The organism is Streptomyces sp. NPDC091387 (assembly GCF_044756945.1).
Lineage (GTDB): Bacteria > Actinomycetota > Actinomycetes > Streptomycetales > Streptomycetaceae > Streptomyces.
In genome coordinates, this window is sequence record NZ_JBIVTZ010000003.1 from 58,306 (window position 1) to 80,098 (window position 21,793).

At 72.5% G+C, this 21,793-nt stretch carries 17 protein-coding genes and 1 pseudogene; 5 read left to right on the forward strand and 13 right to left on the reverse strand.

Translation table 11 applies throughout. The features are described from left to right. The first annotated feature begins 260 nt into the window (after window positions 1-260). On the forward strand, window positions 261-1,970 hold the full coding sequence (locus tag ACIQM0_RS07145; protein WP_401284261.1) for a regulator: 1,710 nt from the start codon (window positions 261-263) through the stop codon (window positions 1,968-1,970). A gap of 19 nt (window positions 1,971-1,989) precedes the next feature. Here the strand turns inward: ACIQM0_RS07145 and ACIQM0_RS07150 are convergent, their stop codons facing one another. Further along, window positions 1,990-3,339 (reverse strand): NAD(P)/FAD-dependent oxidoreductase, encoded by a 1,350-nt coding sequence (locus ACIQM0_RS07150; RefSeq protein ID WP_401284262.1) that lies wholly within the window; start codon window positions 3,337-3,339, stop codon window positions 1,990-1,992. 293 nt (window positions 3,340-3,632) lie between these two features. Then, entirely contained in the window at window positions 3,633-4,532 is a 900-nt protein-coding gene (locus ACIQM0_RS07155) for a TIGR01777 family oxidoreductase (RefSeq protein WP_401284264.1), read from the reverse strand. Window positions 4,533-4,586: 54 nt separating this feature from the next. Between ACIQM0_RS07155 and ACIQM0_RS07160 the strand changes: the two genes are divergently transcribed. Then, entirely contained in the window at window positions 4,587-5,114 is a 528-nt protein-coding gene (locus ACIQM0_RS07160; protein WP_401284266.1) for a GNAT family N-acetyltransferase, read from the forward strand. A 66-nt stretch (window positions 5,115-5,180) separates the two neighbouring features. Here the strand turns inward: ACIQM0_RS07160 and ACIQM0_RS07165 are convergent. Then, window positions 5,181-5,489: pseudogene (locus ACIQM0_RS07165) on the reverse strand (TetR family transcriptional regulator); the annotation flags it as partial. Between ACIQM0_RS07165 and ACIQM0_RS07170 the strand changes: the two are divergent. After that, the gene (locus ACIQM0_RS07170) at window positions 5,442-5,906 is read left to right on the forward strand and encodes an SDR family oxidoreductase (RefSeq protein WP_401285065.1); all 465 of its coding nucleotides are present in this window, start codon (window positions 5,442-5,444) and stop codon (window positions 5,904-5,906) included. The pseudogene ACIQM0_RS07165 and the gene ACIQM0_RS07170 overlap by 48 nt on opposite strands. A gap of 27 nt (window positions 5,907-5,933) precedes the next feature. On the opposite strand, the gene ACIQM0_RS07175 is transcribed toward ACIQM0_RS07170, so the two are convergent. The 7 genes from ACIQM0_RS07175 to ACIQM0_RS07205 form a co-directional block, all read right to left on the reverse strand. Then, window positions 5,934-6,455, reverse strand: a complete 522-nt coding sequence (locus ACIQM0_RS07175) for a DUF4240 domain-containing protein (protein ID WP_401284268.1) — start codon at window positions 6,453-6,455, stop codon at window positions 5,934-5,936. A gap of 81 nt (window positions 6,456-6,536) precedes the next feature. Next, window positions 6,537-7,517, reverse strand: a complete 981-nt coding sequence (locus ACIQM0_RS07180; RefSeq protein ID WP_401284270.1) for a helix-turn-helix transcriptional regulator — start codon at window positions 7,515-7,517, stop codon at window positions 6,537-6,539. Between the two features lie 184 nt (window positions 7,518-7,701). Then, window positions 7,702-10,371, reverse strand: coding sequence for a pyruvate dehydrogenase (acetyl-transferring), homodimeric type (aceE, locus tag ACIQM0_RS07185; protein ID WP_401284272.1), 2,670 nt, complete (start codon window positions 10,369-10,371; stop codon window positions 7,702-7,704). Between the two features lie 267 nt (window positions 10,372-10,638). Continuing rightward, complete coding sequence (locus ACIQM0_RS07190; protein ID WP_362953436.1) at window positions 10,639-11,262, reverse strand: GntR family transcriptional regulator; 624 nt, start codon at window positions 11,260-11,262, stop codon at window positions 10,639-10,641. 149 nt (window positions 11,263-11,411) lie between these two features. Beyond that, window positions 11,412-13,199: a 2-oxoglutarate dehydrogenase, E2 component, dihydrolipoamide succinyltransferase gene (gene sucB / locus ACIQM0_RS07195; protein WP_401284274.1), complete on the reverse strand. Its 1,788-nt coding sequence runs from the start codon at window positions 13,197-13,199 to the stop codon at window positions 11,412-11,414. 61 nt (window positions 13,200-13,260) lie between these two features. Beyond that, window positions 13,261-14,649: a dihydrolipoyl dehydrogenase gene (lpdA, locus tag ACIQM0_RS07200; protein ID WP_363029434.1), complete on the reverse strand. Its 1,389-nt coding sequence runs from the start codon at window positions 14,647-14,649 to the stop codon at window positions 13,261-13,263. A gap of 326 nt (window positions 14,650-14,975) precedes the next feature. Beyond that, a complete protein-coding gene (locus ACIQM0_RS07205) occupies window positions 14,976-16,523 on the reverse strand; it encodes a leucyl aminopeptidase (protein WP_401284276.1) in 1,548 nt (515 codons plus the stop codon). Between the two features lie 248 nt (window positions 16,524-16,771). Between ACIQM0_RS07205 and ACIQM0_RS07210 the strand changes: the two genes are divergently transcribed. Next, window positions 16,772-17,617: an endo alpha-1,4 polygalactosaminidase gene (locus ACIQM0_RS07210; RefSeq protein WP_401284277.1), complete on the forward strand. Its 846-nt coding sequence runs from the start codon at window positions 16,772-16,774 to the stop codon at window positions 17,615-17,617. 19 nt (window positions 17,618-17,636) lie between these two features. Here the strand turns inward: ACIQM0_RS07210 and ACIQM0_RS07215 are convergent, their stop codons facing one another. Beyond that, window positions 17,637-18,416: an adenosylcobinamide-GDP ribazoletransferase gene (locus tag ACIQM0_RS07215; protein ID WP_401284279.1), complete on the reverse strand. Its 780-nt coding sequence runs from the start codon at window positions 18,414-18,416 to the stop codon at window positions 17,637-17,639. A gap of 88 nt (window positions 18,417-18,504) precedes the next feature. Here ACIQM0_RS07215 and ACIQM0_RS07220 point away from each other — a divergent pair, with 88 nt between their 5' ends. Then, entirely contained in the window at window positions 18,505-19,266 is a 762-nt protein-coding gene (locus ACIQM0_RS07220; RefSeq protein ID WP_401284281.1) for a hypothetical protein, read from the forward strand. Here the strand turns inward: ACIQM0_RS07220 and ACIQM0_RS07225 are convergent. Together ACIQM0_RS07225 and ACIQM0_RS07230 are read right to left on the reverse strand one after the other, a co-directional pair. Continuing rightward, window positions 19,209-19,937, reverse strand: coding sequence for a hypothetical protein (locus ACIQM0_RS07225; RefSeq protein WP_401284283.1), 729 nt, complete (start codon window positions 19,935-19,937; stop codon window positions 19,209-19,211). The two genes, ACIQM0_RS07220 and ACIQM0_RS07225, sit on opposite strands and share 58 nt — an antisense overlap. Then, window positions 19,934-21,739, reverse strand: a complete 1,806-nt coding sequence (locus ACIQM0_RS07230) for a phosphatidylglycerol lysyltransferase domain-containing protein (RefSeq protein ID WP_401284285.1) — start codon at window positions 21,737-21,739, stop codon at window positions 19,934-19,936. The genes ACIQM0_RS07225 and ACIQM0_RS07230 overlap by 4 nt, the downstream gene beginning before the upstream one ends. Window positions 21,740-21,793 lie beyond the last annotated feature (54 nt).

Below are 21,793 nucleotides of genomic sequence, written 5' to 3' on the forward strand. Positions count from 1 at the left end.
TGCGGTGCCGTGGAAGGGGGGGTGTCCCCGGCACCACGTCACCATGCACCGAATCGCGCCTTCCGCAACTGTACGACCGGCCGCGGAACACCGGCCCGGCAGGTCACTCCCGTCAGCGTCCTGGCAATCCTCACACGATCGGATGAATGTGAAGCCAAGGTGGCCGAGGTCGCCCCGGAGGCCGCTAAATTCGCGCCGTTCCCTAGAGCAGGCCCTAGGGGCTGCCCGCCCGGCCCCGAAGGCAGGAGACCGTACAGCTGATGTCGGAACGACCTCCGCAGCGCACCCCCAACCGCCGACTCGCCTCGCTCATCACCGAAGCCGGATTCTCCAACGCGGGCCTCGCCCGCCGGGTGGATCAGCTCGGCCTCGAACACGGCCTCGACCTGCGGTACGACAAGACGTCCGTGACCCGCTGGCTGCGCGGACAGCAGCCGCGGGGGACCACCCCGGCACTCATCGCGGAGGTCTTCACCCGGCGGCTCGGGCGCAGACTCTCCGCCCAGGACCTGGGCCTCGACGCCTGCGCCCCCGTCTACGCGGGCCTGGAGTTCGCCGCCACCCCGGCCGAGGCGGTCGACATCGTCAGCGGACTGTGGCGGAAGGACTCCGGCAGCCATGCGGAGCTGCGGAAGATCGCCTTCACCCCGGCGGGCCTGGTCGTCCCCAGCCGGGACTGGCTGATCGGCCGGGCGGACGAGTGGGTGGGGCGCGGCGTCGAGCCCGGAGCGGGCGCGCCCGGCGCACCGGCGCGGACCGGCGGCGCTCCGGGTGCCGGTACGGCCGGCCGGACCCACGGCGTCCAGACGGGCGGCGGGCCACGCGGTGCGTCCGGGCTGAACGGGACGTACGGCACGGGCGCGAACGGGTACGCCGGGCCCACCGCGTCCGGCGGTCTCGGCGGCGGCCTCGGAGCACTGCCCGAGCAGGGCGTGGCCACCGGGCCCGGCGGCCGGCCCGGTCTCCGGGGACCCGTGCCGTCCCGGCCCCCCGGCGGTCCCGGCCCCGCGGGCTCCCTCGTGCCGCCCGCCGTTCCCCGGCAGCGGCAGACCGACCGGGGCTCCGGCCAGCGGGTCGGCAGCGGCGACGTCGCCGCTCTCCGGTCGGTCGCCGATCTCTTCCGCACCCTCGACCACGCCTACGGCGGCGGCCACGCCCGGCAGGCCCTGGTCCGGTACCTGGAGCACGAGACGGAGCCGATGCTGCGCGGCACCTACAGCGAGGCCACCGGCCGCCGGCTGTTCGCCGCCGCGGCCGATCTGACCCGCCTCGCGGGCTGGACCTCCTACGACATCGCCGCGCACGGGCTCGCCCAGCGGTACTTCGTCCAGTCGTTACGCCTCGCCCAGGCCGCCGGGGACCGGGCCTACGGCAGTTACGTCCTGATCACCATGAGCCGGCAGGCGGTCTACCTCGGACACGGCAGGGAGGCGGTACAGCTGGCGCGGGTGGCCCAGCAGGGCATCGGCTCGGCGGCGCCGAACGCGGCCCTGGCCCTGCTGCACGCGGTCGAGGCGCGCGGTCACGGGGTGCTCGGGGAGGCCAAGGCCTGTCTGGCCTCGCTGGCGCGGGCGGAACGCGCACTGGAGATCGCCCGCAACGGGGACGACGTGCCGCACTGGGCGCGCTGCTTCGACGAGGCCCAGCTCGCCGACGAGTTCGGCCACTGCCACCGGGACCTCCAGCAGTACCGGGCCGCCGCGCAGCACGCGGAGCGCTCGCTCCAGCTGCGCGCCCCCGCGTACGCCCGCAGCCGGCTGTTCTGCCGCGTCGTGCTGGCCTCCGCGCGGCTCGGCCTCGGTGAGCTCGAACAGGCCTGCCGGCTGGGCGCGGAGGCCGCTCAGCAGGCCGCCGAGATGCGATCGGTGCGCGCCACGGAGTACGTACGGGACTTCGAGCGCCGGCTCGAACCCTTCCGGGACGCCGCCCCCGTACGCGGCTACCGCGAGCGGGTTGCTGCACTCGGGTGATACCGGCGTCCCGGCTGGACTACGCGGCCCGGGGGAGTGCGGCGGCGCTTCCGTACCCGGGCCGTACGCCCAGGTCGGTGAGGATCGCCTCGGCCGCGCGGCGGGCCGAGAACAGGGCCCCCTGGACCGTGCTCGTGTCGCGGTGGTCGCCGCACACGTACAGGCCCGCGAGCAGCCGGACCGGGCGGTGGGGGTCGTGCGGGGCCTTCATCGCGGGCACGGCCTCCGGGTCGTGGTGGACGGCCAGCAGCTCCCAGTCGTCGGTGGGGGTGCCGTACAGCGTGGCGAGACGGGCGCGGACCACGCGGTCCAGATCGGGCGGCGGGGTGCCGAGCACCGTCGAGCTGATCAGGGTCCGGCCGTGCGGGGCGCGCGCCGGGTCGACCTCGCTCATCACCGCGGTGTGCGCGACCGGGCCCGCGCGGTCGGCGTCCAGCACCAGCGACGCCCCGCTCCGCGGGGGAGCGGGTGCGGTGTGGTGAAGCACCGTCACCTGGCGGAAGGACGGCACGCGCAGACCGGGCAGCAGTTCGGCGGCGGCGCCCGCGCCGGTGGCCAGCAGCAGTGAGCGGCAGCCCAGTTCGCCGTGCTCCTCGGTGCGCACCGAGGTGATGTCGGCGGCCGTGACCTGCACGCCCGTCCGTACGGTGCCGGGCGGCAGCGACGCGGCCAGCAGTTCGGGCAGAGTCCCCGAACCTCCCGACGGTACGCAGAGCCTGCCGCTCGCATAGCTGCGCAGGGCGAGATCGGCGCACCGGCTGGACGTGGTGAGCTCGGGGTCGCTGAGCAGCGCGGTGAGCAGCGGGCGCACGAAGCCGTCGAGCGTACGGGAGGACAGGCCGCGGCCGGACAGGGCTTCGAGCGCGGTCCGCTCGGGCCGGGCCAGTACGCGGGCCCGGGGGGTGGCGGCGAGGCGGGACAGCGACGCGCCGAGCCTGGCGTGGTCGATCGCGCCGCCCATGACCCCGCTGATGGTCCCGCCCAGCGGCGCCCTGGGGGCGCCCGCGAGAGCGCGCGCCGCCTTGAGCGCACCCCGGGCGTTGCGCGCGCCCCGTGTGCCCCGGATCTCCCCGGTCCGGTAGCGGCGGCCCTCGCTGTGGACGAGCACGCCGGGGGCGAAGTTCCGCAGGACGAGTCCGTCGAGTCCGGGTCCCGCGTACAGCTCCGGGTAGGAGGTGTTGAGGAGCGGGCCGATGCGGTCGAGCCGGAACCCGTCGACCTCCTCGGTCATCATCCGGCCGCCGACCCGGGGGCCGGCCTCCAGGACGCTGACGCTCACTCCCGCACTGGTCAGTTGATGGGCCGCTGACAGGCCGGCGATCCCGGCTCCGATGATGACGACGTCCGCGTGGTGTGCCGTGCTGAGCACGTGCCCTCCCCGAGTCGGCGCAATGGGTGGGAGGCTCTTGCCCTCAACAGGCCACCGGAATGCGCGAGTTCGCCTTGAGGCTAGGAGGGCGGCCGGATATCGGCGTGGTCGCGCGCACCGGGGCACCGGGGCACGGGGTCGCACATCCGTCCGCGTTCTCCGACAGGTGGGGTTCCTGGCGTCACGAGGGGCTTCAGGGGGCTTTTGGGGGCTCCCGGGGGCCCGCGGGATTCAGGATGTGCGGTATTCCGGGGTGGTGGCGGGACGGCCCCCGTGGTTCGGAGCGGGCCGGATCAGCGCAGTGCCGCGCGGATGGCGGCGTCGATCCCGGGGAAGGCGAACGAGAACCCCGCGTCCAGCAGCCGCCCCGGCAGCACCCGTTGACTGCCCAGCACGTCTTCGGCGAAGTCGCCCAGCGCGATCCGCAGCGCCGGTGCGGGCGCGGTGAAGACGGTCGGCCGGCGCAGCACCCGGCCCATCGCCGCTGTCACCTCGCCGTTGGTGACGGGGTCGGGGCCGGTCAGGTTCACCGCCCCGGACAGCTCCGGGGTGTCGAGGATGTGCCGCAGGGCCGCGATGTGGTCGTGCAGCGCGATGAAGCTCCAGTACTGCCGCCCGTTGCCCAGCCGCCCGCCGAGACCTGCCCGGAAGAGCGGGAACAGCCGGCCCCAGGCCCCGCCCTCCCGGGCGACGACCAGCCCGGTGCGGGCGTGCACGGTCCGTACCCCGGCCTCCTCCGCGGCGGCGGTGGCCTCTTCCCACTCGACGCACACCGACGGCAGGAAGCCGTCGCCGGGCGGCGCGCTCTCGTCGACCGCCCGGTCCCCGGTGTCGCCGTAGAAGCCGATCGCGGACCCGGACAGCAGCACCTTCGGCGGGGTGTCGAGCGAGGCGACGGCCTCCGCGATCGCGGCGGTGCCCAGCACCCGGCTGTCCCGGATCTCGCGCTTGTACGCCTCGGTCCAGCGGTGGTCGCCCACCCCGGCCCCGGCGAGATGGACGACGGCGTCGCAGCCCACGAGGCCGGCCACGTCGACACGGCTCCGCTTCGGGTCCCACTCCACCTCGTCGCCCGACCGGGCCGGACGGCGGACGAGGCGGACCACCTCGTGCCCGTCGGCCCGCAGGGAGCGGACCAGGGCCGCTCCGATGAGTCCGGTCGATCCGGTGACGGCAATTCGGGAGCGCAGCATGGTGCCATCCTGCCGTACGGAGGGGGCGGAAGCGGGCGTGGCACAGTTGCGGGCATGTCCGAGCCCCATGCCCACCAGGCCCACCCCGTCCGTCCCTCGGTCCTCGCCGACGAAGCCGCTCTCGGCGCACTCGACCGCTCCACCTGGTCGACGCTGCACGCCGTGTCGCCGAGGCCGCAGCCGCCGTACGCGCCGTTCTTCGACGACAACCACCGGCCGCCGGACTTCCTGGTGGCCGAGGTGCGGGACGCGGCGGGCGAGGTGCGGCTGGCCGGGTACACCAGGCTGGTCCCGCCGACCCCGCTGGCCTGCAATACGCACGTACGCCAGATACAGGGCCTGGCCGTGGCCGACTGGGCCCGCGGCCGGGGGATCGCCAGGGCGCTGCTGCGGGCGGCGACGGCGGTGGCGCGGAGCCAGGGTGCCAACCGGATGACCCTGCGGGTCCTTGGGCACAACACGCCCGCGCGTGCGCTGTACGAGTCGGAGGGGTTCACCGTCGAGGGAGTGCTGCCCGGTGAGTTCTTCCTCGGCGGGCGCTATGTCGACGACGTACTGATGGGGCGCTCGCTGGCTCCCTGAGCGGAGGCCCTGAGCGGAGGCCTTGAGTCGAGGCCTGAGCGGAGACGCTGAGCGGTGGCTCTCCGCTCAGGCCCTGAACAGCCGCATTCCGCCCGTGAGTTCGTGCAGGCAGCGCACCGCGAGGTCGGCGGGGGAGCCGGGTCCGGCGGTCGGGGCGTCCGTCCCCGCCCAGGTCTCCAGCGCGACCCGTACCGCGTCCGTGGCGGCCGCGGCGGCGAGCCGGATCGCCAAGGGGTCCGCCCCGTCGCCCGCGAGCCGGGTCAGCACCGGCAGCGGCCGCTCCTCCGAATTCTGGTTGACCCGGTACCAGACGGCCCGCAGCGCCGGATCGTCCTGCGCCGCCCGCAGCAGCCCGCGCGTCTGGCCGAGCTGCTCCGCGTCCTCGCCGAGGGCGGCCTCGTGGTCGCCGCCGATGTCAGCGAGGCGGGTCTGCGGACCACGTACGGCACCGCGGAGGCCGACGGCACCGCCGGCCGGCTCACCACCACCGTCCTCGACATCCCGGACGAGGCCGCGGTCCGGGCCGGTGTCGCCGCCGCCGTGGCCACCCTCGGCGGGCTGGACGTGCTGGTCAACGCGGCGGGCATCCTGCGCTCCGAGCACACGCACAAGACATCGCTGGAGTTCTTCAACAAGGTCATCGCGGTCAGCCTCACCGGCACGTTCCTGATGATCCGTGAGGGCTTCGCCGGCCCGGACACCGTGGCGGGCGTCGTCGCGATGCTCGGTTCGCAGGACGGCGCGTTCATCACCGGTACGGAGATCCGCATCGACGGCGGCACCCACTACTGACGGGGACGCGGGCGGGAGCGGTACGGCTCAGACGCTGCCGAACCGCTCCTGGAGGAGCGGGAAGCGCTCCGCCAGGGCCGCGTCGTCCTCAAGGCTGAACGGGGTGCCCTCCGGGTCCGCGGGCCGGGGCGGCAGCCCGAGGTCAGGCGCGACCACGCCGGTGAGCTGCTCGTACGCCTCGTCGGCGGCGTAGCCCAGCTCTTCCGCGTCCCCGTCCAGCTCCTCGTCGAACTCGTCGAGGAGCTCGGCGAGGTTGTCCGGATCGTGCACGGCGCCCTCGAAGACCTCCCGGCCCTGGCCGATCAGCCAGCAGCGGAAGTAGTCGAAGGCGTCGTCGCTCGCCCCGCCGAGCAGGAGGGCGGCGGCGCCCCACAGGTCCCAGCGGTAGGCGCGGTTGTAGCGGGCCTCGAAGTGCCGGGCGAAGTCCAGCACGGATTCGGGATCGAGCTGCACCAGCCGTTCGACCAGCAGGTCGGCCTGGTCCTCTGGGTCGCCGTCGGCGGCCTCGCGGGTGCTGTCGATGAGCTCCCAGAATTCCGTCTCGTCCATCACGGGTCCAGCATCGGCCCTGGCGGCGGGCGACGCACGCGGAGACACCGAAATGAAGCCTTATGACCTCACCCGCGGCCGTTACCGGGTCCGCCGGTAGAGCGAGTGCAGCCGTTCGGCGGCGTCGGCGAAGCGGGTCCGCAGCGCGGCCGGTTCCAGGACCTCCAACTCCGGTCCCAGGGAGAGCAGCTGGCCGTAGGCGACGTCCAGGGACTCGACCGGCAGGGTGACCGTCACCCATCCGTCGGCCCCGGGCGGTCCTGCCACGTCCAGGGCGTCCAGGGCGGCGACGCGGTCCACGGTGTGCGGAAGCCGGGCGGCGGCGGCCTCAGAGAGGCGCAGCGTCACCTCGGTACGCAGGAGCGACCGGGCGAACCGCGCCGCGTGCTCGGCCCAGAACCCCGGCAGGTCGAAGCCCTCGTCCCGGACGAAGCGGGTGTCCGACACGGCGACGGCGGTGAACCGGTCGATCCGGTACACCCGGAAGTCGTCCGCCGAGCGGGCGCAGAGATACCAGACCCCGGCCTTGAGCACGAGTCCGTACGGCGACAGCTCCCGCTCCACCTCGGTGTCCTGACCGGCTCGCCGGTAGCGCGCCAGCACCGTCCGGTCGTCCCGGACCGCCTCGGCGACGGCGGGCAGCAGCGCGGGGGTGACCGGCTCCCGGTACCAGCCGGGCGCGTCCAGGTGGAAGCGCCTGCTGACCCCGGTGGAGGCGTCCCGCAGGGCGGGGAGGAGGGCCGCCGACACCTTCAGCCGGGCGGCGGACGCGGCGTCCTCCAGGCCCATGTCGCGCAGCGCGGAGGGCAGGCCGGAGAGGAAGAGCGCCTCGGCCTCGTCACGGGCGAGACCGGTGAGCCGGGTGCGGTACCCGCCGATGAGCCGGTACCCGCCCGCACGCCCCCGCTCCGCGTAGACCGGGACCCCGGCCTCGGAGAGCGCCTGGGCGTCCCGGGTGACGGTCCGCTCCGACACCTCCAGCTCCTGGGCGAGCTCGGCGGCGGTCATGGCCGGGCGGGACTGCAGGAGCAGCACCATTCTGATGAGCCGGGCAGCACGCATGCGGCCATTGTGGCCGCGGTACGGGGTGCGTGGTCCCCCGGCCCGGGGCGGTGGGCCCCAAACGCCGGCCGGGCTCGAGAGATGTCCTGAATCGCCGGACGGGCTCGAGGCGCGCCCGGCGCAAAAATCAGGCCCGTCCGGCGATCGAGGACAGAGCCTCCGCCGGACGGGCCTGATCTCGCTGTCAGAGCCCGTACCGCTCGCGGGCCTCCTTGACCGCCGACGCGGTCACCTCGCCGCGACGGGCGAGCTGGGCCAGCGCCGCGACGGTGACCGACTGCGCGTCGACACCGAAGTGGCGGCGGGCCGCCTCGCGGGTGTCGGAGAGGCCGAAGCCGTCCGTACCGAGCGAGGACCAGTCCTGCTCCACCCACTGGCTGATCTGGTCCGGCACCGCGCGCATCCAGTCGCTGACCGCGAGGACCGGACCCGGTGCGCCTTCCAGCGCCTGGGTCACGTACGGCACCCGATGCTCACCGCGGAGCAGCGCCTCGTCGCACTCCAGCGCCTCGCGGCGCAGCTCGCCCCACGAGGTGGCGGACCAGACATCGGCCGTGACACCCCAGTCCGCGGCCAGCAGCTCCTGGGCCTCCAGGGCCCAGTGGATCGCCGTACCGGACGCCATCAGCTGAAGGCGCGGCGCGTCCGCCTGCGCGGGCGTGCCCTCCTTGAAGCGGTAGAGGCCCTTGACGATGCCCTCCTCGACGCCTTCCGGCATCGCGGGCTGCGGCTTCGGCTCGTTGTAGACCGTCAGGTAGTAGAAGACGTTCTCCGCGTCGGGGCCGTACATCCGGCGCAGACCGTCCTGGACGATCACCGCGATCTCGTACGCGAACGCCGGGTCGTAGTTGAGCGACGCCGGGTTCGTGGACGCGATCAGGTGCGAGTGGCCGTCCGCGTGCTGGAGGCCCTCACCCGTCAGGGTCGTCCGGCCCGCCGTGGCGCCGACCACGAAGCCGCGGCCGAGCTGGTCGCCCAGCTGCCAGAACTGGTCGCCCGTACGCTGCCAGCCGAACATCGAGTAGAAGATGTAGAACGGGATCATCGGCTCGCCGTGCGTCGCGTACGACGTGGACGCGGCGATGAAGTCGGCCATCGCGCCGGCCTCGGTGATGCCCTCGTTGAGGACCTGGCCGTCCTTGGCTTCCTTGTAGTACATCAGCTGGTCGCGGTCGACCGGGTCGTACGTCTGGCCCAGCGGCGAGTAGATGCCGGCCGACGGGAACAGCGCCTCCATACCGAAGGTGCGGGCCTCGTCGGGGACGATCGGAACCCAGCGCTTGCCGGTCTCCTTGTCCCGCATCAGGTCCTTGGCCAGGCGGACGAACGCCATCGTGGTGGCCAGTTCCTGCTTGCCGGAGCCCTTCTTCAGCGCGGAGAACGCGCGCTCCTCGGGCTGCGGCAGCGCCACCGCGTGCACCCGGCGGGCCGGGGCGGGGCCGCCGAGGGCGGCACGGCGCTCCTGGAGGTAGCGGACCTCGGGGGAGTCGGCGCCCGGGTGGCCGTAGGGCACCAGGCCCTCGTCCAGCCTGGAGTCCGGGATCGGCAGCTCCAGCAGATCGCGCATGGCGCGGAACTGCTTGCCGTCGAGCTTCTTCATCTGGTGGTTGGCGTTGCGCGACTCGAAGCCGGGGCCGAGCGTGTAGCCCTTCACCGTCTGCGCGAGGATCACGGTCGGCGCACCCTTGTGCTCGACCGCGGCCTTGTACGCCGCGTACACCTTGCGGGCCTCGTGGCCGCCGCGCGAGGAGTGGAAACACTCGGCGATCTTCGCGTCGGTGAGCAGCTTCGCCAGCTCGGCGAGCGCGGGCTCGGCGCCGAAGAAGTGCTCGCGGATGTAGGCGACGTCGCGGGTGGCGTACGTCTGGAACTGCGCGTCCGGGACCTCCCGGAGCCGGCGCACCAGCGCACCCGTGGTGTCGAGCTGGAACAGCTCGTCCCAGGCGTTGCCCCAGAGCGTCTTGATGACGTTCCAGCCGGCGCCGCGGAACGCGCCCTCCAGCTCCTGGACCACCCGGAAGTTGGCGCGGACCGGGCCGTCGAGGCGCTGCAGGTTGCAGTTGATGACGAAGGTCAGGTTGTCGAGCTGCTCACGGGCCGCGAGGGCGAGGGCGGCGGTCGACTCGGGCTCGTCCATCTCGCCGTCGCCCAGGAAGGCCCAGACGTGCGAGTTCGACGTGTCCTTGATGTTGCGGTTGGTCAGGTAGCGGTTGAAGCGCGCCTGGTAGATCGCCGAGAGCGGGCCGAGGCCCATCGACACCGTGGGGAACTCCCACAGCCAGGGCAGCCGCCGCGGGTGCGGGTAGGACGGCAGACCCTCGCCGCCCGCCTCCTGGCGGAAGTTGTCGAGCTGCTGCTCGCTGAGCCGGCCGTCGAGGAAGGCGCGGGCGTATATGCCGGGGGAGGCGTGGCCCTGGATGTAGAGCTGGTCGCCGGAGCCGTCCCCCTCCTTGCCGCGGAAGAAGTGGTTGAAGCCGGTCTCGTACAGCCAGGCCGCAGAGGCGAAGGTGGCGATGTGGCCGCCGACGCCGAGCCGGGAGCCCCGGGTGACCATCGCGGCCGCGTTCCAGCGGTTCCAGGCGGTGATCCGGGACTCCATCGCCAGGTCGCCGTCGAACGCGGGCTCGGCGGCGGTCGGGATGGAGTTGACGTAATCGGTCTCCAGCAGTTTGGGCAGCGCGAGACCGGTGCCCTCGGCATGCTGGAGCGAGCGGCGCATCAGGTATGCGGCGCGGTGCGGGCCTGCGGCCTTGGTGACGGCATCCAGGGAGGCCGCCCATTCGGCGGTCTCCTCGGGGTCGCGGTCCGGGAGCTGGTCGAGCTCGCTCGGAAGCTTTCCTACGGGGTCGGTCATGTTCGCCGCCTTCCGGTGAGGAGGGGGGTGGAGAAGTCCCTGACTGGCAGGACAGGGCGATGGGGCCGGTGGGCCCGCTGGTGAACTCTAAGTCGCCGATCGATGATCGATCAAAGGATGAAAGGCAAAACTTCTCGATATGAAGAAAAGTGGCATGGGGTGCCGCAGAACGGGGCACGCAGTGACGCGATATATCGGATAAAAGGGGCGCACGTCTGCACGGTCGAGCGCGGGTGGTGGCAAGTGTGCACTCGGTCGGTACGGGACTCAGGCGCGCGGCGCGCAGCCGAGCACATGTGCCTTGACCAGCACACCGATGTCCGGGTCCTGGCGGAGGAACGCCTCGATGAGCGCCTCGTGCTCCTCGGCGTAGGACTTCTGCACCGTGCCGAGCCAGCGGATCGAGAGCGCCGTGAACACCTCGATGCCCAGCCCCTCCCAGGTGTGCAGCAGCACGGCGTTCCCGGCCGCCCGGACCAGCTCGCGGTGGAAACCGACCGTGTGGCGCACCTGGGCCTCGCCGTCGGCCCGCCGGTCCGCCTCGTACAGCGCCGTCACATGGGGCGCGAGCAGCGAGCAGTCCTCGCCGAGTCCGGGGGCCGCCAGCTCGGCGGCGATCTGCTCCAGACCGGCCCGGACCGGGTAGCTCTCCTCGAGATCGGCCGCGGTGAGATTGCGGACCCGGACGCCCTTGTTGGGCGCCGACTCGATCAGCCGGAGCGTCTCCAGCTCCCGCAGCGCCTCGCGCACGGGTGTCTGGCTGACCTCCAGCTCGGTGGCGATGCGCCGCTCCACGATCCGCTCGCCCGGCTTCCAGCGCCCGCTGACGATCCCGTCCACGATGTGCTCGCGGATCTGCTCGCGCAGCGAGTGGACGACGGGCGGGGTCATGTCGGGCTCCTTCGGGGCAAACCGGTGCTGCCTGCACCCACCCCCGCTGCCGGGGGCGACCGGTGGTGTCTAGACAATACGGCGGCGCCCCCGCCCGGGAGTGTTCCGGACGGGGGCGCCGCTGGTGAGGCTGGTTACAACCGCGGTGCTCAGAGGCCGAGCTCGACCTCGAACTCACCGGCCTCCAGGATCGCCTTGACCGTGGTCAGGTAGCGGGCGGCGTCGGCGCCGTCCACCAGACGGTGGTCGTAGGAGAGCGCGAGGTACGTCATGTCGCGGACGCCGATGACGGTGCCCTCGGCGGTCTCGATGACGGCCGGACGCTTGACGGTGGCGCCGATGCCCAGGATGGCTGCCTGGTTCGGCGGCACGATGACGGTGTCGAACAGCGCACCGCGCGAGCCGGTGTTGCTGATGGTGAAGGTGGCACCGGACATGTCGTCCGGCGTCAGGCCGCCACCGCGGGCCTTGCCGGCCAGCTCGGCGGTCTTCTTCGAGATACCGGCGATGTTGAGGTCGCCCGCGCCCTTGATGACCGGGGTCATCAGGCCCTTCTCGGCGTCCACGGCGATGCCGATGTTCTCCGAGTCGAAGTACGTGATCGTGCCTTCGTCCTCGTTGATCCGGGCGTTGACGACCGGGTGGGCCTTCAGCGCCTGGGCGGCGGCCTTGACGTAGAACGGCATCGGGGAGAGCTTGACGCCCTCACGGGCCGCGAAGGCGTCCTTCGCCTTGTTGCGCAGCTTCATCAGCTTGGTGACGTCGACCTCGACGACCGTGGTCAGCTGAGCCTGCGAGTGCAGCGCCTTCATCATGTTCTCGCCGATGACCTTGCGCATGCGGGTCATCTTGACCGTCTGACCGCGCAGCGGGGACACCTCCAGCTTCGGCGCCTTGGAGGCGGCCGGAGCTGCGGCGGCGGCGGGTGCCGGAGCGGCAGCGGCGGCCTTGGCGGCCTCCGCGGCGGCGACGACGTCCTGCTTGCGGATACGGCCACCGACGCCGGTGCCCTTGACCGCGCCCAGGTCGACGCCGTTCTCGGCGGCGAGCTTGCGGACCAGCGGCGTGACGTACGCGCCGTCGTCACCGGAGGTCGCGGCCGGAGCGGCCGGGGCCACCGGGGCGGCCGGAGCCGGAGCCGGAGCCGGAGCGGCGGCGGCGGGCGCCGGAGCGGCCGGGGCCGGAGCAGCGGCCGGTGCTGCGGGAGCGGCCGGAGCCGGAGCCGGAGCAGCCGGGGCGGCCGGAGCAGCGGGCGCCGGGGCAGCGGCTGCAGGAGCCGGAGCGGCGGCCGGAGCGGCACCGGGGGCACCGATGACGGCGAGCTTGGCGCCGACCTCGGCGGTCTCGTCCTCGGCGACGACGATCTCCAGCAGCACACCGGAGACCGGGGCCGGGATCTCGGTGTCGACCTTGTCCGTGGAGACCTCCAGGAGGGGCTCGTCCTCCGTGACCTCCTCGCCGACCTCCTTCAGCCAGCGGGTGACGGTGCCCTCGGTGACGCTCTCGCCGAGCGCCGGAAGGGTGACGTCGGTCCCGGCGGCGCCACCGGCCGGGGCGGCGGCCGGAGCCTCGGCCGCGGGGGCCGGAGCGGCGGCGGGGGCGGGTGCCTCGGCGGCAGGCGCCGGTGCCGGTGCCTCGGCCGGGGCCGGTGCGGCCTCGGGCTCGGCGGCCGGAGCCGCCGCGGCAGCCGGCGCGCCGGTGCCGTCGTCGATGACGGCCAGCTCTGCGCCGACCTCGACGGTCTCGTCCTCGGCGACCTTGATGGAGGCCAGGATGCCGGAGGCGGGGGCCGGGATCTCGGTGTCGACCTTGTCGGTCGATACCTCGAGCAGCGGCTCGTCGGCCTCGACGCGCTCGCCCTCGGCCTTCAGCCAACGGGTGACAGTGCCCTCGGTGACGCTCTCGCCGAGCGCCGGAAGGGTTACGGAAACCGACATGGTTTCAGTTGCTCCTTACGAATGTGCGGAAGTAGGTCGGTCGTCGCGCCCGGTCGACTGATCAGTCGTGGGAGTGCAGAGGCTTGCCGGCCAGGGCCAGGTGGGCTTCGCCCATCGCCTCGTTCTGCGTGGGGTGGGCGTGGATGAGCTGCGCGACCTCGGCCGGCAGCGCCTCCCAGTTGTAGATCAGCTGGGCTTCGCCGACCTGCTCGCCCATACGGTCACCGACCATGTGGACGCCGACCACGGCACCGTCCTTGACCTGGACGAGCTTGATCTCGCCCGCGGTCTTGAGGATCTTGCTCTTGCCGTTGCCCGCGAGGTTGTACTTGAGGGCGACGACCTTGTCCGCCCCGTAGAGCTCCTTGGCCTTGGCCTCGGTGATACCGACGGAGGCGACCTCGGGGTGGCAGTACGTCACCTTCGGGACACCGTCGTAGTCGATCGGAACGGTCTTCAGACCGGCCAGCCGCTCCGCCACGAGGATGCCCTCGGCGAAGCCGACGTGCGCGAGCTGGAGCGTCGGGACCAGGTCGCCCACCGCCGAGATCGTCTCCACGTTCGTCCGCATGTACTCGTCGACGAGGACGTAGCCGCGGTCCATCGCGACACCGGCCTCCTCGTAACCGAGGCCCTGCGAGACGGGGCCGCGGCCGATGGCGACGAGCAGCAGCTCGGCCTCGAAGGTCTTGCCGTCGGCGAGGGTCACCCGGACGCCGTCCTGGGTGTACTCGACACCCTGGAAGAACGTACCGAGGTTGAACTTGATGCCGCGCTTGCGGAACGCGCGCTCAAGAAGCTTCGAGCTGTTCTCGTCCTCGACCGGGACCAGGTGCTTCAGGCCCTCGACGATGGTGACGTCGGTGCCGAAGGACTTCCACGCCGAGGCGAACTCGACGCCGATGACGCCGCCGCCCAGCACGATCGCGGACTTCGGTACCCGGTCCAGCTTCAGCGCGTGGTCCGAGGAGATGACGCGGTTGCCGTCGATCTCCAGGCCCGGCAGCGACTTCGGCACGGAGCCGGTCGCCAGGAGCACGTGGCGGCCCTGGATGCGCTGGCCGTTCACGTCCACCGAGGTGGGGGAGGAGAGACGTCCCTCACCCTCGATGTAGTGCACCTTGCGGGAGGCGATGAGACCCTGCAGACCCTTGTACAGGCCCGAGATCACGTCGTCCTTGTACTTGTGGACGGCCTCCATGTCGATGCCCTCGAAGGTGGCCTTGACACCGAACTGGTCGGCCTCGCGCGCCTGGTCCGCGATCTCACCGGCGTGCAGCAGGGCCTTCGTCGGGATGCAGCCGTTGTGCAGGCAGGTGCCGCCGACCTTGCCCTTCTCGATCAGAGCGACGTCCAGGCCCAGCTGCGCTCCGCGCAGGGCCGCGGCATAACCGCCGCTACCACCGCCGAGGATCACTAGGTCGAAAACGGTGCTGGCGTCGTTCGCCACGTCACGTCCTCCATGCATGTGCGCCGTACGCCGGGCCCCGTCATCGGGGTGTGACCGGCCGGTCGGCTGGTGTGCGGCCGCTTTTGTCATTCGGCCCTGTGGTGGGGGCCCTGTCCTGCCGAGAACCCATCTTCGCACTTGTTGACGGTGGGCGGGACGCGGGGCCCGGGTCTGAGACGGATGGTCGTCCGTCCCAGCGGGTTACCGCCGCGTAGGGACGGGCTGATTTCGTCGAGAGCGAAACCCGCCCGGCCCCGGCGGCGGTGCCGTGGGTGGAACACGGACGGCCCCGGACGTATGCCCGGGGCCGTCCGTCAGCTGCGAGCTCAGCCGAGGTCTCCGGCCGCGGTGCGCTCCGCCAGCTTCACCAGCGTGCGGACCGCGGATCCGGTGCCGCCCTTCGGTGTGTAGCCGTACGGGGCGCCCTCGTGGAAGGCCGGCCCCGCGATGTCCAGGTGCGCCCAGGCGATGCCCTCGCCCACGAACTCCTTCAGGAACAGACCGGCCACCAGGCCGCCGCCCATCCGCTCGCCCATGTTGGCGATGTCGGCGGTCGGGGAGTCCATGCCCTTGCGCAGGTCGGCCGGGAGCGGCATCGGCCAGGAGGCCTCACCGACCTCCTCGGCGATCTCGTGGATCGAGGTGCGGAAGGCGTCGTCGTTCGCCATGATGCCGAAGGTGCGGTTGCCCAGGGCCAGCACCATCGCGCCGGTCAGGGTCGCCACGTCGACGATCGCGTCCGGCTTCTCCTCGGAGGCGCGGGTCAGCGCGTCGGCGAGGACGAGACGGCCCTCGGCGTCCGTGTTGAGGACCTCGACGGTCTTGCCGCTGTACATGTTCAGCACGTCACCGGGGCGGGTGGCGTTGCCCGACGGCATGTTCTCGGCGAGCGCCAGCCAGCCGGTGACGTTGACGCGCAGGCCCAGACGGGCGGCCGTGACGACGGTCGCGAACACGGCGGCGGCGCCGCTCATGTCGCACTTCATCGTCTCGTTGTGGCCGGCCGGCTTCAGCGAGATGCCGCCCGAGTCGTAGGTGATGCCCTTGCCCACAAGGGCCAGGGTCTTCTCCGCCTTGGGGTGCGTGTAGGCGAGCTTCACCAGGCGCGGGCCGTGGGTCGCGCCCTGGCCGACGCCGACCAGACCGCCGTAGCCGCCCTTGACGAGCGCCTTCTCGTCGAGCACCTGCACCTTGATGCCGTGCTCCTTGCCGGCGGCTGCGGCCACGGCGGCGAAGGACTCGGGGTACAGGTCGTTCGGCGGGGTGTTGATCAGGTCGCGGGCGCGGTTGATCTCCTCGACCATCGCGACGGCGCGCTCCGCGGCGGCCTTGAACGCCTTGTCGCGGGGCTTGGCGCCGAGCAGGGCCACCTCGGCGAGCGGCAGCTTGGCGCCGACAGCGGCCCTGGGGGCGAGCTTGTTCTCGCCGCGCTGGTAGGCGGTGAAGGCGTACGCGCCCAGGAGCGCGCCCTCGGCGATGGCCTCGGCGTCCTCGACGGAGCCGACGGGCAGCGCGAAGCCTGCCTTCTTCGAGCCGGTGAGCGAGCGGGCGGCGGAGCCCGCGGCTCGGCGCAGCGCCTCGGCGTCGTACGCGCCGTCCTTGTCCGGGACGGGGCCGAGTCCGGCCGCGATGACGACCGGGGCCTTCAGGCCGTCGGGCGCGGGGAGCTTGGTCAGTTCGCCCTCGGCACCGGAGGCGCCCAGGGTCTCCAGGATGCCGGCGAGCTTGCCGCCGAACGCCTTGTCCACGGCCTCGGCGCCCGGTGCGAGGACCAGGTTTCCGGACTTGGATCCAGTGCCCTTGGCGACGCCTACGACGAGTGCGTCGGCGCGCAGCGTCGCCGCACCGGAGGTGCTGAGAGTGAGAGCAGTCACGGTGGTGAAATCTCGCTTCCGTAGAGTTCTTTTTTCGGTCGAGGGGTGGGCCGACCGTGCCCGGCGCATCGTAGACGCCGCCGCAATGTGCCGGGAATGAGCCTACGCGCGCCCTTGCTGCCGGATCACGGCGGCGGGCCGACTGCGCACTCCGGCAGTCGTACGGTTGTCGTACCGGGATGATCTTCCCGGGGGAACGGGCCGCGACCGCAACGACGTTGGCGGTGCGCCGGTGAACAGGGAGAACGATGCGCGAGCGGATGGCCACACGTGTGACCGGGAGGCCGGCCGTGCTGCCCGTCACCGTACTGATTCTGCTGGCCGTGCTGGCGGGCTGCACCTCGGCGCCGGAATCCGACGGGGCCGCCCGGCCCGCCCGGGGGCGCTGGCAGCCCGCACCGGGCACCGACTGGCAGTGGCAGCTCTCCGGCCGGCTGGACACGGCCGTGGACGCCCCGGTGTACGACATCGACGGCTTCGACCGCGACGCGGCCCAGGTCGCGGGGCTGCACCGCAAGGGGCGCAAGGTCATCTGCTACCTCTCCACCGGTGCCTGGGAGGAGTTCCGCCCCGACGCGGACGACTTCCCCGCCGCGGTCCTCGGCAGGAGCAACGGCTGGGCGGGGGAGCGCTGGCTCGACATCCGCCGCACCGAGGTCCTGGAGCCGCTGATGGAGACCCGGATCGCGATGTGCGCGAAGAAGGGCTTCGACGCGGTGGAGCCCGACAACATGGACGGCTACCGCAACCGGACCGGCTTCCCGCTGACCGCCGCCCACCAGCTGCGCTACAACCGGCTCATCGCCCGCGTCGCCCACCGCCACGGCCTCGCCGTCGGCCTGAAGAACGACCTCCCGCAGATCCCGCAGCTGGTGGGGGACTTCGACTTCGCGGTGAACGAGCAGTGCGCCCAGTACGAGGAGTGCGAGGAGCTCACCCCGTTCGTGAAGGCGGGCAAGGCGGTCTTCCACGTGGAGTACGAGCTGCCCGTGGCGCGGTTCTGCGGGGACTCCCGGCGGCTGGGGCTCAGCTCGCTGCTCAAGAAGTACGAGCTCGGCGTCTGGCGCGAGAAGTGCCCGGCGGCGGCCGCCTGACCGGCTCCCCGGCCGCCGCTCAGCCGAGCGCCAGCCCCACCAGCGTCACGGTCGCCGCCGTCTCCGCCAGCGCCCCGAACACATCGCCGGTCACCCCGCCGAAGCGCCGCACGCAGTGCCGCAGGAGCAGCTGGGCCACCGCGAGAGCGGCCAGCGCGGCGAGGCCGTACCGCAGCGCCCCGTACCCGCCGAACAGCGCTCCCGCACCCGCGCAGGCCGCCACCGTCACGAGCGCGACGGCCACCGCGCCGCGGACCGGGACGGCGCCGGCCACCGCGGCGCCCAGCCCCTCCGGACGGGCCGCCGGGACCCCGCGGCGGGAGGCCAGGGTGAGGGCGAGCCGGGCGACGGCCCCGGCCGCGACGGCCGCCACCGCGCCCCGCGTCCAGCCCTGCGCGTACAACTGCTGAAGGACCGCCACCTGGGCCAGCAGCACGAACAGCAGGGTGATCACACCGAACGGCCCAATGTCCGACTGCTTCATGATCCGCAGCGCGTCCTCGGCCGGCTTCCCGCTGCCCAGGCCGTCGGCGGTGTCCGCGAGACCGTCGAGGTGCAGCCCCCTGGTGAGGGCCGCCGGCACCGCGGCGGAGGCGACCGCGGCGAGCAGCGGCCCCGAACCGAACAGCAGCAACAGGCTGCCGGGCACCGCCGCGAGCACCCCCACGACCAGACCGGCCAGCGGGGCGCACAGCATTCCGGCCCGCGCCGCCTCGCGGTCCCAGCGGGTGACGCGGACGGGGATCACGGTGAGGGTGCCGAAGGCGAAACGTATGCCGTGGCTGTTCAGGGAGGTCACGGCGCGCAGGGTAATCGGTGGGCGCGCCCGATAGATTGTTCAAAACGCCACGGAGTGGGGCGAAAGCGGTTTATCGGGGGTGGGTGGCGTGGGTCACTGGTTCGATCAGAACATCGTCGAGCCGGGGAAGCTGCCCCTGCTCCTGGCGCTGGCGTCCTTCGTGCTGACCTTCGCGATCACCCGGGTCATCACCCGGATGATCCGCGCCGGGAAGGGGCCGTTCCGCAACTTCACCCCCGGCGGGGTCCACGTCCACCATGTGGTGCCCGGTGTGGTGCTGAGCGTCGTCGGCGGCTTCGGCGCGGTCGCCAGCGGGCGGCACGGTGTCACGGCCGGGGTCTTCGCGGTGGTCTTCGGCATGGGCGCGGGGCTGGTGCTGGACGAATTCGCGCTGATCCTGCATCTGGACGACGTGTACTGGACCGAGCAGGGCCGGCAGAGCGTGGAGGTCGTGGTCCTCACCGCGGCCCTGGTGCTGCTCGTGCTCGGCGGCTTCTCCCCGCTCGGCGTGAACGAGCTGAGCGACGACGAGCAGCAGGGCCGGCTCGGCGTCGTCCTCTCGCTCGTCATCAACTTCTGCTTCGTGCTGATCTCCCTGTTCAAGGGCAAGGCGCGGATGGCGGTGGTCGGCACCCTGGTCCCGTTCGTCGCCCTGTTCGGAGCGGTCCGGCTGGCCCGGCCGACCTCGTGGTGGGCGAAGCGGTTCTACCGGAACCGGCACCGGGCCCGCTCCCGCGCGGTGCTGCGCGCCTACCACCACGACGTCCGCTGGGCCGGGCCGCGCCGCAGGTTTCAGGACTTGATCGGGGGCGCACCGGACCGGGTCCCGTCCCCCACGCCCAAACCCTGACGGCGGCGCAGCCTGCGCCGGTCGTGGCGGGCCGACACCGCGCACAGCAGGAGCGCCGCCGCGATGGCCGTCAGGTGCTCCTTGCCCGCCAGGTTGTCCTTGACCACCACCTCGCCCACCATCGCCGCGATCACCACCGCCCCGGTGAACCAGGCCCGGTACACGTGGCAGACGTAGACCGCCAGGGCGACCACGGCGGCCGAGGGGCCCGTGTCGACGACCAGGGAGTCGGACGCGGGCAGCCCGAGGAACCCGTCGGGGCCGATCGCGACGCCGATCCGCGCGCAGAGCGTCCCGGCCAGGGTCGCGACGTACGCGATCAGCAGCGTCCGCCACCGGCCCAGGCAGATCTCGGCGATCCCGAACACCAGCAGCAACTGCGCCAGCGCACCCCACACCGGCAGGTCCAGTGCGGGGACGAACAGCGACAGCGGGGTGCGCAGCAGGGCCACCCGGAGCGGGTCCTCGGCCCGCACCGAACCGAGCGTCTGCACCGGGCCGAAGCCCCAGGACTGGTTCTGCACCACCTGGAGCAGCGCGGTCAGGCCGACCGCGGCCAGCGTCATCGGGACGGCCCGCAGCCGGTCGGCGACGAGTGCCGTCCGTACGGTCGCCCACAGCGGACCCCACTCCCGGCGGGCCGCCCGGCGGAGGGCGCGTACCGGTCTCATCCACGCGGTCCGAGGTGCGAGCGGTGCAGCCACTTGGGCAGACCGGGCGCCTCCAGGAACCCTTCGGCGCGTCCCGCCGCGATGCCGATGCGCAGCAGGTCGGAGCTCTTCTCGAAGAGCATGAAGCGCGGTTCCCAGATCGGCCGGTACTTGGCGTTGGCGCGGTAGAGCGATTCGATCTGCCACCAGCGCGAGAAGAAGCTGAGCAGCGACCGCCACAGCCTGAGCACCGGCCCGGCGCCGAGCCGCGATCCCCGTTCGAAGACCGAGCGGAACATCGCGAAGTTCAGCGAGACCTGGGTGATGCCGATCTTCTCGGCCCGTTGCAGGAGTTCGATGACCATGAACTCCATCAGGCCGTTCTCGGCGTCCCGGTCACGGCGCATCAGGTCGAGCGAGAGCCCGTTGGGGCCCCAGGGGACGAAGCTGAGTACGGCACGCAGTTCGCCGGGGCCGCTGCCGTCGGCGGGCGGCGCGTCACGGCATTCGAGCATCACGCACTGGCCGTCGGCCGGGTCGCCGAGCCGTCCCAGCGCCATCGAGAAGCCGCGCTCGGTCGCCCCGTCGCGCCAGTCGTCGGCCCTGCGCACCAGTTCGGCCATCTCGGCCTCGGGGATCTCCTCGTGACGGCGGACCGTCACGTCGTACCCGGCCCGCCCGACCCGGTTGTACGCCTGGCGGACGGTGCGCATCGCCCGTCCCTCCAACGTGAACTCGGCGGTCTCCACGATCGCTTCGTCCCCGAGCTCCAGGGCGTCGAGTCCGTGCCGGGCGTAGACGGTGCCGCCTTCCTCGCTCACCCCCATCGCCGCCGGGGTCCAGCCGTGCTCGCGGGCCTCGGCCAGCCAGGGGCCGATCGCCCCCGGCCAGGCCTCCGGGTCGCCGATCGGATCGCCGGAGGCCAGCGAGACCCCGCCGACCACCCGGTAGGTGACGGCCGCCTTCCCGGTCGGCGACCAGATGACGCTCTTCTCACGGCGCAGCGCGAAGTACCCGAGGGAGTCCCGCTCGCCGTGCTTGTCGAGCAGGACGCGCAGCGCCTCCTCGTCCTGCGGGCTGATCGGGTCGACCGCCCGGCGGGAGCGGAAGGCCGCGTACACGACCGCGATCAGCAGCAGCGTGGACATGACGTTGATCAGGACGTTGACCCAGCCGGGCGTGGTGATGCCCGGGAACCGCGCGTCGTTGTCGGCGACGGACACCAGCCGCAGCGCGCCGTAGCGCCAGCGGTCCAGGAACGTCGAACGGGCCTCGTTGTGAGCGGTGTTGGTGGCCGTGACCAGAGCCGCGGCGATCAGCGAGGTGACCAGCAGTCCGACGACCGCCACCAGTGCGGCCAGCTTCGGGTTGGACCGGTCCCCCTTCGCGTAGAACTCGCGCCGGCCGAGGGCGAGGGCGAGGACGAAGGAGGCGGTGAGGGCCAGTGAGATCCAGTTCTGCGGGTACCGGCGGATCTCCGGGAAGCCGATCACGGCGGCGAAGAGGAGCAGTGTGAGCCCGCTCAGCACCATGTTGGCGATCCACGCGGCCCGTTTGCGCCGTCGCATGGTGACCGCGAGGAAGAGCGCCACCACCCCGGAGGAGAAGCCCGCGGTGAGCAGATAGGGCGTGAAGTAGTTCTCGGTGTTGTGGCGCCGCAGATCCTGGCCGAAGGTGACCCAGGCGGCGCTCAGGAAGTTGATGAACGACACGACGCGCAGGTACCAGATGGCGAAGGCGGCGCCGCGTTGCGACCGGGCGGTGCTCTGTGGCTGGACGGCGCCCCGCCCGGATTCCTGGCTGGTCAATCTGACCTCTCCCATGAAAAGCGATCATATGGGGCATCGCACTTCATAAGGGGTGGCTTCGCGGTCGGT

Coding starts and splice junctions, on each gene's coding strand:
- ACIQM0_RS07145 (WP_401284261.1), top strand. CDS start 261: ATGTCGGAACGACCTCCGCAGCGCACCCCCAACCGCCGACTCGCCTCG.
- ACIQM0_RS07210 (WP_401284277.1), top strand. CDS start 16,772: ATGCGCGAGCGGATGGCCACACGTGTGACCGGGAGGCCGGCCGTGCTG.
- ACIQM0_RS07190 (WP_362953436.1), bottom strand. CDS start 11,262: ATGACCCCGCCCGTCGTCCACTCGCTGCGCGAGCAGATCCGCGAGCAC.
- ACIQM0_RS07175 (WP_401284268.1), bottom strand. CDS start 6,455: ATGGACGAGACGGAATTCTGGGAGCTCATCGACAGCACCCGCGAGGCC.
- ACIQM0_RS07180 (WP_401284270.1), bottom strand. CDS start 7,517: ATGCGTGCTGCCCGGCTCATCAGAATGGTGCTGCTCCTGCAGTCCCGC.
- ACIQM0_RS07230 (WP_401284285.1), bottom strand. CDS start 21,739: ATGGGAGAGGTCAGATTGACCAGCCAGGAATCCGGGCGGGGCGCCGTC.
- aceE (WP_401284272.1), bottom strand. CDS start 10,371: ATGACCGACCCCGTAGGAAAGCTTCCGAGCGAGCTCGACCAGCTCCCG.
- ACIQM0_RS07155 (WP_401284264.1), bottom strand. CDS start 4,532: ATGCTGCGCTCCCGAATTGCCGTCACCGGATCGACCGGACTCATCGGA.
- sucB (WP_401284274.1), bottom strand. CDS start 13,199: ATGTCGGTTTCCGTAACCCTTCCGGCGCTCGGCGAGAGCGTCACCGAG.
- ACIQM0_RS07225 (WP_401284283.1), bottom strand. CDS start 19,937: ATGAGACCGGTACGCGCCCTCCGCCGGGCGGCCCGCCGGGAGTGGGGT.
- ACIQM0_RS07160 (WP_401284266.1), top strand. CDS start 4,587: ATGTCCGAGCCCCATGCCCACCAGGCCCACCCCGTCCGTCCCTCGGTC.